Source organism: Methanobrevibacter sp. (genome assembly GCF_045611865.1).
GTDB lineage: Archaea > Methanobacteriota > Methanobacteria > Methanobacteriales > Methanobacteriaceae > Methanocatella.
The window spans coordinates 1-10,179 of sequence record NZ_JAZKXX010000029.1; the positions used below are offsets into that span (position 1 = coordinate 1).

Here is a 10,179-nt window from a genome sequence, read left to right on the forward strand (position 1 = left end):
TGTAATAAAAAGAATATTCAACGGAACAAATCGAAGCAGAAGCCTACAATTATCAAATAAAGAAACAAAACTCAAAAATACAATTTACAACATCTATCGATCAACTCAGATTCAATAAAAAAGAGGATTTCTACAAAGCCAAAAAAATAAATAAAAAAAGTTCTTTAAAGAATTATAAAATTCTTCAAAGACTATTCAATTACGACGATAATTGTTCGAATCCTTTGGTTGCAAGTAATTTGGTGAATGCACCTTCAGGAACCATTACAATGTTTCCTTTTGCGTATTCGTTCAATGCAGCTTGCACCATAGTGGCCTTTTTGTCAGGATCTTTAGCAGCGGTTGCAATTGCTTTGGTTAATACCATTACTGCATCTCCTCTTGACATTGTTCCAGGCATATTTTCACTTCCAGCATATCCGTTATATGCATCGTTTGACCTGACAATGTCTGCTGCACTGAGGTTTGTTACTTCACCGTTTACTTCAAGAGGTCTGACAGTATTAAGAACGTTGTCTAAACCTTCATCGTATACAATAACTACTGCATCTGAATGCATTCCAGTATTGGCTTCTACGATTTCTTGAGCATATTTTACACCATTTTCCACTCCATCCCAAAGACAGTCGTGAAGATACATCTTACCTCCAATGCCTCCAGGGGCGGGTTGTGTTGGGTGGGTCATTCCACCAGGATAAACAGGAGTATAATTTGCTAAACTTCCGTTTTCTAAATAAATCATAAATGCCATATCTACAGAACCGTTAGGTTGTTCATATTTATCGGAAGCTAAAACAAGGATGGTTTTATTTTCTTGTGTTAAGTCAGGGCCTCCTAATAGGGCACCTGCTATAACAGCTAGCAATCCAATAAGAATAACAATTAAAATAGCTATTATCAATTTTTTATATCGTTTCATTCAATTCCCAGCCTAAATTTAATAATTATCTAAAAAACTTTATCTTATCTATTTATTTTTAGATTAAATTATATAAATATTTTTAACAAAGTGAGGTTTTTAGTGTTTTTTCAACATTAAAAAAAATTTTTAAAGAAAATATAATAAAAAAGTTTTTAGAAGATGAATTTAATCATCTTCTGCAATAAATGCGTCTTTTCCAAGAGCAGCACATTCTGGGCAAACCCAGTCATCTGGCATGTCTGCAGGAGTTTTTCCAGCAGGAATGTTGTATGCAGGGTCACCTTTTTCTGAGTCAAATCTGTATTCGCAGTGTAAACAAACATAGATAGTCATTTTAATAATCTCCTTTAAAATTTCACTATTAAATTTAATTAATAGCTAATTAGTTTTTAGTTTATTTCACATATTATTTAAAATTACCTTTATATTTTTAGTAAAGTTAATTTATTAGTTAAAGCAAAAAATATAATATTATTAGTTAATATTTGGGGACAATAAAAATGAAAGCAATTATTTTATGCGCCGGTGAAGGTTCAAGAATGAGGCCATTAACACTTACAAAGCCTAAAACCATGTTGCCGGTTGCTGGAAAACCAATTATGCAGTATAATATCGAAGCATTAAAGGATAACGGTATTAAGGATATTCTATTAATCGTTCGATATAAGGAAGAAATGGTTCGTGATTACTTTGGTGATGGTAGCGAATTTGGAGTAAACATCACTTACCAGACACAAAAAGATTTCTTGGGTACTGCTAATGCTATTTCATATGGTAAAGATTTCATTAAGGACAGTTTGATTGTTCTAAACGGAGACATTATTCTTGACAATGAAATCATCAATGAAATAATTAAGAAATACAATTATATGAAACCCGACACCTTAATGCTTTTGACAGAAGTCGAAGATCCTTCCGCTTTTGGTGTTGTTGAAATTGAAGATGGAAACATTAAAAGCATTGTTGAAAAGCCTAAAAAGGAAGAAGCTCCAAGCAACCTTGTCAATGCGGGAATCTATGTTTTTAACAAAGACATATTTGAAAAAATCGAAAAAACAGAACTTTCCGAAAGAGGGGAATACGAAATCACAGATTCAGTTACAATGCAGATAGCTGACGGAAAAACAGTCATAGGTCATAAGACAAACAAGGATTGGATTGATGTAGGTAGGCCTTGGGAGTTGATTGAAGTCAACGAAGAGCTAATCGGCCAGCTCAAAACAGAAATTAAGGGTGTCATTGAAGAAGGAGCCCATATTCATGGTGAAATCTTTTTGGATGAAGGAAGCGTTATCAGAGCAGGAGTATATATAGAAGGCAATGTTTACATAGGAAAGAACTGTGATATAGGTCCTAATTCCTACATTAGGGGTAATTCATACTTTGGCGATCATGTTCACGTTGGAAATGCTGTTGAAATCAAAAATTCAATCATTATGGAAAATACGAATGTCAGCCATTTGAGTTATGTTGGGGATTCTGTAATCGGTTCTAACTGTAATATAGCTGCCGGAACCAACATTGCTAATTTGCGTTTCGATAACAGATCAGTTAAAACCAAAATCAAAAATCAAATGATTGATAGTGGAAGACGCAAACTCGGGTCCATTATTGGGGACTCCGTTAAAACAGGAATTAACTCCAGTTTCTCTCCAGGGGTTAAGGTCGGTTACAATTCCACTATTGGTTCAGGGGTTTTGTTATATGATGATGTACCCTCCGATACAAGAGTATTGGTAAAACAGAATCATATCATACAAGATAAAAAAGCTAAAAAATAAAGCAATTGGCGATATTATGGAAAATAAAAAAGACTCTATTGTAATATGCCCGGGTGCACAGGTAATCGGTGAAGTTGAATTAGGTGAAGATGTATCAATCTGGCATGGAGCCGTGGTGAGGGGAGATACTGATTCAATAACCATTGGTGACAATTCAAACGTCCAGGACAATTGCGTTGTGCACTGCACTAAAGGATATCCGGTTAAAATTGGAAAAAATGTTTCTGTTGGCCATGGAGCTGTTGTTCACGGCTGCACTTTGGACGATAATGTTTTGATTGGAATGAATGCAACCATATTGAACGGTGCACACATCTCTAAAAACTCAATCGTCGGAGCGGGTGCTGTCGTAAGTGAAGGAAAGGACTTTCCAGAAGGCAGCCTAATTTTAGGCGTCCCGGCAAGATTGGTAAAAGAAGTTACTCCAGAACAGATAGAACATATCCAAAAAAATGCGGATAATTACGTTAAACTGTCTAAACAGTATAAGGATGAATAAAATATGAAGGCAAGAAAAATAGTGGATGAAATGGATTCATATGTACCCGGAAGATCTCAGGATGAGATTGCAAGTGATTTTAACCTAAATAAAGAAGACATTATTAAATTAGGTTCTAATGAAAATCCATGGGGTCCGTCTCCAAAAGCGATGAAGGCCATCAGTGATGAGATAAAGTCAATTAACAGATACCCTGAATCTCAACTTAAGGAACTTGTTAAAGAAATAGCCAAATATGCGGGCGTTAAAGACTCACAAGTAATCATAGGTGGGGATGGAGCTGATGAAATCATTGATGTTCTTGCAAAAACATTCATTGATGAGGGTGATGAGTTTATTGTTCCTCTGCCGTCTTACATGTATTATGAATACCTGTTGCAGCAATATGGGGCAAAACCGGTTTATGCAAAATGGGATTTGGAAAAAAATGAATTGGATGTTGATTCCATTTTTAAATCCATCAGTGATAAGACAAAAATGATGTTTTTATGTTCCCCAAACAATCCGACAGGTACACTGATTGATAAGGAAGTTTTAATAGACATCGCTTCAAAAAACCCTGAAATATTAATCGTTATTGATGAAGCTTACTTTGAATACTCAGAAGTCACAAACAAAGATTTAATTAATGATTTCGATAATATTTTCATCATCCGTACAATGTCAAAGGTATTGGGCCTTGCGGGTATGAGGATAGGTTATGGACTTGCATGTGAAGAAATCATTGAATATATGCACAGAATCAAACCGGTGTTTTCCCTAACAAGGCTGTCATTTGTTGCGGCGCTCAATACATTTAGGGACACTGATTATATTGAAGAGTCAATTAAAAAAGGTATTGAGTCAAGGCAGTACCTATATGATGAAGTGTCAAAAATCGACGGACTTTATGTTTTCCCGTCAAAATCCAATTTCATGTTGATTGATGTTAGGAAAACAGGTTTTACAGCATCAGAACTTGCTTTGGAACTTATGAAAAGAGGAATCATTGTAAGGGATTGTACTTCATTTAAGGGTCTTGATGAATACTGGATTAGAATAAGTATTTGCACACTTGAAGAAGACAAAAAATTCATTGAAATTTTAAAAGAGGTTTTAAGTTAAATGTATATTGGTGGAACCGTAATATCTTCTGTTGAGTTTCATGGAAACATGTCATTGGTAATTTTCATGTCAAAATGTCCTCTGGCATGCAGATACTGTCACAATGTTGAGCTATTGGAAGATGATACTGAATGGTCCTTTGAAAAAATCAAAGATGAAATAGACTCTTCAGCTGATTTTCTAGATGCAATTGTGATTTCCGGTGGAGAACCATTGGTGCAAACCGATGCGGTAGCAGAGATATTAACCTACGTTCGCCAAATAGGTCTTAAAACAAAATTGGACACAAGTGGAATCTATCCGGAAAAGCTTAAAAAATTGCTTGATTTGAATCTGCTTGATTTTGTTTCACTTGATGTAAAGACCACCTTTTCAAAATACAAAAAGATTACGGGAGCCAACATAGGTTTTCAGGTTAAAAAATCAATGGACCTTATTAATGAAGCGGGGGTTCACCTGGAAGTCAGAACCACGTTCGTTCCAACATTGCACACAAAAAAAGACATACGCAATCTTGTTGATGAGATTCAGGCTGATGTTTATACCATCCAGCAGTTTAGAAATAAAAATGTGCTGGATTCGGCCCTTGAAAAAGTTGAAGTTCCAAATCCTCATGATTTAGCTAAATTGGCCGGTGAAATCAAACCGTACTTTGATGGTGTTGTTAAAGTCAAATCCGCAGAATTTGGAGAACAGATAATTTAAAGAGGTTTATATAAATGCCGATTTTATCATTTTCGAGTAATGATATAGATGTTATCACTGGTAAAAAAACCAGAACAATACGTAAAGCATGGAAAACTCCTCTTAAAGTTGGGGATAGGCTTTATTGCTATTGGAATTTAGTTTCTAAGGAAAAAATGAAAATTTTTGAAGCATTTGTCACCGGCGTTGAAGACATTTCATTTGAAGAAATTGATGGAAATGATGAGCTTGCTCGCCAAGAGGGATTCAAGGATTCAAATGACATGCTTAGGGAATTCAAAAAGATGTATGGTGGTCGAATTGACCCGAATGATAAATTCCAGATTATTTATTTTGAAAAAATTAACATTGATGATTGGAAAGGCGATAAAATAGATGAAAAGGCCATGATTACCAAAAGGGCAGACATTTTATTTGACAGTGGTAAATTCGATAAATCAACAATGTGTTATGATGCGGCATTGAAACTGGACCCTCATGATGTTTATCTCTTAAACAAGCAGGGGGATAACCTGTCAAGGCTTGGAAGGTTCATTGATGCAATAGAATGTTATGACAATGCATTGGAAATCGAGCCTGACAACATTTACATATTAAACAATAAGGCCATTGCACTTCTAAACTCAGGAAACATTAATGAAGCCTTTAGGGTAAGTAATATTGCTTATAACTATCGTCCTAGCAGTCCGATTGTTCTTTATTGGAGAGGATTCATTCTTGAAATGCTTGGAAGGTATGATGAAGCACTTAGAGTCTATGATAAACTTATAGTCATCGATGGTGAAAACCCTGAGGTATGGAACTCAAGGGGCAATCTATTGACTGATATGGGGATGTTGGAAGAAGCCATTGAATCTTTTGACAAAGCGGTGGAAGTATGTTTGGACGATTCTGAAATGGATGCAAGTGCCATTAATAGGATGGGAAATGCATACATCGATTTGGGAAAATTGGATGAAGCGTTGGAATGTTTTAACAAAGCTATTGATTTGGAAAAACACAACATTGACTTTTTGCTTAACAAAGGTGTTGTGTTGATGGAATTGGGTAAGTTTGAAGAGGCTGTTGATAGTTTCAACAAAGTATTGCTTAGAAATCCTGATAATGAGGATGCATTTTTCTTAAAAGAAGAGTGTTTGGAATACTTTTAAACATTTCTATTTTTTAATGTAGATGGTCTATTTTAATTTAATTTTTTTCTAATGGTAAAGTCAATATCTCAAAACTAGCTATTGTTTAATTGATTTTTTTAAGATAACATATATTTTAATGAGTTGATTTTTTCACTATATTGGTTTGATTTTGGTGATGGTTTTTCGTGTTTTCATTTCTTGTATTTTTTGATTAAACTGATTCCCCAATCTGTCATTTCATCAGCTTTCTTCTGGGAGTCTGACTCGGCAAAGCATCTAAAGATTGGTTCAGTTCCGGATGGTCTTATAATTACCCAACCATCTTCTTTTAGGATTTTAACACCGTCTGTTAGGTCAAGTTCAAAATCAGTTGTTTCTTGAATTTCTTTTGCAATACTTGACATGACAAACTCTTTTTCATCGTCAGGACATTCGATTTTCATCTTGCTTGCATAATAAACAGGAAGTTCAGCTACTAATTCGGATAATGGTTTGCCCTCTTTTGCAAGGATTTCAAGGATTTTTGCAACAGTCATTACTGCATCTCTTCCATAAACGAAATCAGGGAAAATCAAACCTCCGTTTTCTTCACCACCAAAAAGTCCGTCCTCATCTTTGAGTTTACGTGCAACAAGCAAGTCACCAACGGCAGTGGCTATTACTTCGCCGTTGTATTCATCGGCCACATCATAGATTGCCTGTGATGTTGCAACTGTGGTCACGACAATTCCGCCATCGTTTTCTTTAAGCATCTGCTTTTCGACAAGTGTGAATGTTTTGTCTCCTAAAACAAAATTACCTTTCTCGTCAATGCATATGGTTCTGTCAGCATCTCCATCATGCGCAAGACCAATATCTGCACCAAGCTCTTTTACGACACTAATGAGTTCCTGCAGGTTTTCTTCAATCGGTTCAGGGTCACGACCTGGGAAAAATCCGTCAGCCTGACAGTTAAGGGTTGTAACATCACAGCCTAATTTTTGAATTAGATATGGTGCTGTAAAACATCCCGCACCGCTTCCACAGTCAACAACAACCTTCAGTTTGGCGTTGCGAATGGCTTCAGCGTCAACTTTGGAGATTGCCTCATCGACATATTCGTCAATAATATTGTCATTGTGATAGATTTGGCCAATTTCGGAAAATGGAACTCTGATTGGCTCTTCATCGAAGTAAAGCTTTTCAATTGCAAGATCCATTTCATCAGGTATTCCGATACCGTATTCATCTAAAAATTTAAGCCCGTTATATTTTGGAGGGTTATGTGAAGCTGTAATCATCACTCCACCGTCATAATACTTGCGAACTGCGTATTGAACACCTGGAGTAGGCAATATTCCTAAATCCACTACATCACATCCGGAAGATAAAAGCCCGGCTTTAACAGCTTCTTTCAGCATTGGTGTTGAAGTTCTTGTGTCTCCGCCCACTGCAACGGTTCCTTGGATTTGGGATCCGTAACAGGCTGCAAGTCTTGAAGCGAACTCTGGTGTTAAAACATCATTGGCTGTTCTTCTAACTCCAAATGTTCCAAATAATCTTTTCTTATCAGACATGTTAAAAATTCCTGTTAAATTTGTATAGTTTATTTTTTGATTTTAATTAATAAAAAGATATTGTTAGTTGATAATGCGCATACTGTCCCCGCTTGACAATATCAATTCCAAATCGGAATTGTATTCGGTAATTGTTCCTGTAACTTCAACTTTTCTGTTTTTAAAATCTTCAATGTCCAGGTTTCTTGATTGAATTTCGGCTACCTGCTTTTCAAATATAATAAGGGGGATTTGACCACTGCCGTCATTGATTTTAAGAAAATAGCTTGTTTTGGAACTTGACTGTGTAATATCTGTTATGACTCCTTGGACAGATACCTTTTCATCAATCATCGCCCTTGAAATCTCATCAATTCCAACTTTTTTAACTTCAATCGTTGGTGTGAATATGATTAGTCCTATAATCCCAATTAGAGAAGTAATCAATGCTATTTTTAGTAGTTTGTCATCTGTAACTTTCATGGTCTTTAGTTGATTTTCAAAGTAAAAATAGGTGTTAGGATTTTTTGTTGTTAAATTTATCTGGATGTGAAAAGATAGTATGGTGATGTTTTTCAAGTAAATAAAGTTTTAATTTCCAGTATTGTACATGGAAATCAACCTGTCAACAGTGTCCACATCCATAGGACCTTTATCTTTTCTTATATTTTTAACAACAGGGAATCTTAGGGAATAACCAGTTTCATATTCTGGAGATTCAACGATTTCTGAAAATGCAATTTCTAGAACTATCTTCGGCTCAACCTTAATTTCCCTACCTTTAGTTGAAATTTCAAGTTCTTTCATTTTGCCGGTTAAATATTCTAAAGTGGCATCATCAAGGCCGGTTGCAGCATAGGCCACGCTTTTAAAATCATCGTTTTCATCCCTAAGTGCAACAAGGTATGATCCAACGAAATCTCCCCTTTTACCGATTCCATATGTTCCGCCAATGACAATCATGTCCAGGGTTTCAGGTTCCGCCTTGTATTTAAGCATCTTTTTGCCTCTAAGGCCTGGAATATATGGCTCTGAAGAGTCCTTAATCATGATTCCTTCATGTCCTCCTTCGATTGATGATTCGAATAGCTCTTGAAGTTCATCAATGTTGTCTGGAGTTCCCACTTTCATTGTACTCAAATTCATCTCATCAACTGAGGTATCCACAATGCTTTCAAGGGTTGCTCTTCGTTGTTTTAACGGTTTGTCAATCATTGGAACCTTATAGAACAGCACGTCAAACAGGTATAATTTTAAAGGAACATTTTCCATGGCTTCCTCAACATTGTGTTTTCTTCTCACTCTGTGAAGGATGTTCTGGAAAGGCAGAGGTTTGCCGTCACGGGTAGCTATAACTTCCCCTTCCACGATGTAGTTTTCATGTGGGAGGTGTTCGTCGAACAGTTCAACGATTTCCGGAAGTGCATGGGTGATGTTTTCCAATCTTCTTGTGAATATGTTGATTTCATCGCCGTTTCTGTGGACCTGTAATCTGATTCCATCATATTTTGTCTCACAAATTGCTTCTCCCATCTCAGGTATGATTTCATCAAGAGGGGGTGCAAGCTGTGCAAGCATTGGTTTTACGGGTGTTCCAGGAGTTAGATTAAGTTTTTTAAGGCCCTCTGCACCTTGCTCCTTGGCGGTTCGTGCAACCACTGAAAAGTCATTAGTAAGCATCTGTGCCCTTTCAACGATGGTCTTGTCAATGTTGAAGGCATCAGCTATCGCATCCCTTACGATACCGTCGCCTACACCAATCCTCAACTCCTCTGTAATTGTACGGGTCAAGTATTTGGCTTCGGTTGCACTGGCCTGGCTTAATAATTCCAAAATGACTGCGATTTTACGGTTGGTGGACCTTGAACCACTTATTGTGGATAGTTTGCGCAAGCTATTGAAAACAAAATCGATTGTCAATGGTTGTGAGAAAAAGGTCATTTGGGATTTTTTGGCATATAATTTGATGCATGCAAGACCGATATCTCCTTCGTCACGAACTGCATCTTCCACGGCGGCTTGTGTGGTTCCAACTGCTTCAGCCACGGCACGCTCAACCAATTTTCCTCCAATTCCAATTTCTTCTGAACTCCATGCCGGAAATACAACGCCTAAAATCAACAATCCTACTTTTTCAATAGTGTCTGAATCCAATTTTTTTAAGTATTCGGATATTATTTCTGTTTTTTCTAGTCTTTTTGTAGTTGCCTCAAGTGCTGAGTAAACATTTACTAATTCCTGATATTTCATTAGAAATCGCCCTTAGCTATTTTTACTGCGCAATATTCTCCACACATTGCGCACATTTCGTCATCTTCAAGTTCGCATTTGTCACGGTATTTTCTAGGCTTGGATTTATCCAAGGCCAAATTAAATTGTGCTTCCCAGTCAAATTCTCTTCTGGCTTGAGCCATTTTAAGTTCTCTATCCCATGCCTGCGGAAGTCCTTTTGCAACGTCGGCAGCTTCAGCAGCAATCTTTGATGCGATTACTCCTTCTT

General features: G+C 36.6%; 11 protein-coding genes. 5 read left to right on the forward strand and 6 right to left on the reverse strand.

The genetic code is table 11. The features are described 5' to 3' along the window. Positions 1 to 199: 199 nt before the first annotated feature. Both ACKI32_RS03030 and ACKI32_RS03035 read right to left on the reverse strand, forming a co-directional pair. A complete protein-coding gene (locus ACKI32_RS03030; RefSeq protein WP_407413363.1) occupies positions 200 to 919 on the reverse strand; it encodes a DUF4012 domain-containing protein in 720 nt (239 codons plus the stop codon). Between the two features lie 168 nt (positions 920 to 1,087). Further along, positions 1,088 to 1,255: a rubredoxin gene (locus tag ACKI32_RS03035; RefSeq protein WP_407413365.1), complete on the reverse strand. Its 168-nt coding sequence runs from the start codon at positions 1,253 to 1,255 to the stop codon at positions 1,088 to 1,090. A gap of 161 nt (positions 1,256 to 1,416) precedes the next feature. Between ACKI32_RS03035 and glmU the strand changes: the two genes are divergently transcribed. From glmU to ACKI32_RS03060, 5 genes are read left to right on the forward strand one after another with little or no spacing between them, the layout of a single operon-like run. Then, positions 1,417 to 2,703 carry a bifunctional sugar-1-phosphate nucleotidylyltransferase/acetyltransferase gene (glmU, locus tag ACKI32_RS03040; protein ID WP_407413383.1) on the forward strand — a complete coding sequence of 429 codons (1,287 nt, stop codon included), beginning with the start codon at positions 1,417 to 1,419 and terminating at the stop codon, positions 2,701 to 2,703. A 16-nt stretch (positions 2,704 to 2,719) separates the two neighbouring features. Continuing rightward, positions 2,720 to 3,202 (forward strand): gamma carbonic anhydrase family protein, encoded by a 483-nt coding sequence (locus tag ACKI32_RS03045; protein WP_407413367.1) that lies wholly within the window; start codon positions 2,720 to 2,722, stop codon positions 3,200 to 3,202. 3 nt (positions 3,203 to 3,205) lie between these two features. Beyond that, on the forward strand, positions 3,206 to 4,306 hold the full coding sequence (hisC, locus tag ACKI32_RS03050; RefSeq protein ID WP_407413369.1) for a histidinol-phosphate transaminase: 1,101 nt from the start codon (positions 3,206 to 3,208) through the stop codon (positions 4,304 to 4,306). Next, on the forward strand, positions 4,307 to 5,011 hold the full coding sequence (locus ACKI32_RS03055; RefSeq protein WP_407413371.1) for an anaerobic ribonucleoside-triphosphate reductase activating protein: 705 nt from the start codon (positions 4,307 to 4,309) through the stop codon (positions 5,009 to 5,011). Positions 5,012 to 5,025: 14 nt separating this feature from the next. Further along, positions 5,026 to 6,162, forward strand: coding sequence for a tetratricopeptide repeat protein (locus ACKI32_RS03060; RefSeq protein WP_407413373.1), 1,137 nt, complete (start codon positions 5,026 to 5,028; stop codon positions 6,160 to 6,162). Between the two features lie 173 nt (positions 6,163 to 6,335). Here the strand turns inward: ACKI32_RS03060 and glmM are convergent, their stop codons facing one another. The 4 genes from glmM to ACKI32_RS03080 form a co-directional block, all read right to left on the reverse strand. Then, on the reverse strand, positions 6,336 to 7,700 hold the full coding sequence (gene glmM, locus ACKI32_RS03065) for a phosphoglucosamine mutase (protein ID WP_407413375.1): 1,365 nt from the start codon (positions 7,698 to 7,700) through the stop codon (positions 6,336 to 6,338). Positions 7,701 to 7,763: 63 nt separating this feature from the next. Beyond that, positions 7,764 to 8,162: an OB-fold nucleic acid binding domain-containing protein gene (locus ACKI32_RS03070; RefSeq protein ID WP_407413377.1), complete on the reverse strand. Its 399-nt coding sequence runs from the start codon at positions 8,160 to 8,162 to the stop codon at positions 7,764 to 7,766. Positions 8,163 to 8,270: 108 nt separating this feature from the next. After that, positions 8,271 to 9,929 (reverse strand): ATP-dependent DNA ligase, encoded by a 1,659-nt coding sequence (locus ACKI32_RS03075; protein ID WP_407413379.1) that lies wholly within the window; start codon positions 9,927 to 9,929, stop codon positions 8,271 to 8,273. Further along, a partial coding sequence (locus ACKI32_RS03080) for a phosphomethylpyrimidine synthase ThiC (RefSeq protein WP_407413381.1) occupies positions 9,929 to 10,179 on the reverse strand: 251 nt, incomplete at its 5' end. The genes ACKI32_RS03080 and ACKI32_RS03075, both read right to left, overlap by 1 nt.

Excerpts from the sequence above, each read along its gene's own strand:
- ACKI32_RS03035 (WP_407413365.1), bottom strand. The coding sequence starts at position 1,255 with ATGACTATCTATGTTTGTTTACACTGCGAATACAGATTTGACTCAGAA.
- ACKI32_RS03075 (WP_407413379.1), bottom strand. The coding sequence starts at position 9,929 with ATGAAATATCAGGAATTAGTAAATGTTTACTCAGCACTTGAGGCAACT.
- ACKI32_RS03030 (WP_407413363.1), bottom strand. The coding sequence starts at position 919 with ATGAAACGATATAAAAAATTGATAATAGCTATTTTAATTGTTATTCTT.
- ACKI32_RS03045 (WP_407413367.1), top strand. The coding sequence starts at position 2,720 with ATGGAAAATAAAAAAGACTCTATTGTAATATGCCCGGGTGCACAGGTA.
- glmM (WP_407413375.1), bottom strand. The coding sequence starts at position 7,700 with ATGTCTGATAAGAAAAGATTATTTGGAACATTTGGAGTTAGAAGAACA.
- ACKI32_RS03070 (WP_407413377.1), bottom strand. The coding sequence starts at position 8,162 with ATGAAAGTTACAGATGACAAACTACTAAAAATAGCATTGATTACTTCT.
- ACKI32_RS03055 (WP_407413371.1), top strand. The coding sequence starts at position 4,307 with ATGTATATTGGTGGAACCGTAATATCTTCTGTTGAGTTTCATGGAAAC.
- ACKI32_RS03060 (WP_407413373.1), top strand. The coding sequence starts at position 5,026 with ATGCCGATTTTATCATTTTCGAGTAATGATATAGATGTTATCACTGGT.
- hisC (WP_407413369.1), top strand. The coding sequence starts at position 3,206 with ATGAAGGCAAGAAAAATAGTGGATGAAATGGATTCATATGTACCCGGA.